Consider the following 550-nt stretch of genomic DNA (forward strand, 5'->3'; position numbering starts at 1 on the left):
GACGGGGAAGGCCGGCAGCGTGGCTGGGTTGGGTTGCCGGCTGCGGTTGGCGACGGTCGCATGGGGCCTGGCGTGCGCCGGTGACACGTGCGGCAGGTCGGTGCGGGTCGCTGACCTGCCGTAGGTGTCACGGGCTCATCTCCCACTGGGCGAGACGTCTGTTTTTCCGGTGCCTCGGTCGAGGTGGTTTCCCTTGTGCACAGGCGGGTTTGCGACGCTCGGGTTGTGTCGTGGGTGGGTGGGAGTATCCAGTCATGGATCTCGGAACCCGCACCTCGTCGACAGCAGCTCTGCTGTCGCGTGTGGGTGAGCGGATCCGGTCCCGCGAGGCACTGCTCGTCGAGGAATGGGAAGACATCACCGCCTGGGCGAGCGACCACATGATCACCGGTCCCGAGGGGGTCGCGACCCTCACCGAGGGCTACCTCGACACCGGGGTCCCGATCGCCGGTCCCGGTGCACCGCTGGTGTCCGAGTTCGCGTTGATGGAGCTCATCGCCGTCCTCGGCCGCACCCCCGACGGCGGAAAGGCGTATGTCGGGCGGGTCAT

The 550-nt window shown here is 68.2% G+C and carries 1 pseudogene; it reads left to right on the forward strand.

The window, feature by feature from the left end:
* Window positions 1-254 precede the first annotated feature (254 nt).
* A pseudogene (locus ACPZVR_RS25435) lies at window positions 255-550 on the forward strand (hypothetical protein); the annotation flags it as partial.

This window comes from Nocardioides segetis (assembly GCF_051390595.1).
Classification (GTDB): domain Bacteria; phylum Actinomycetota; class Actinomycetes; order Propionibacteriales; family Nocardioidaceae; genus Nocardioides.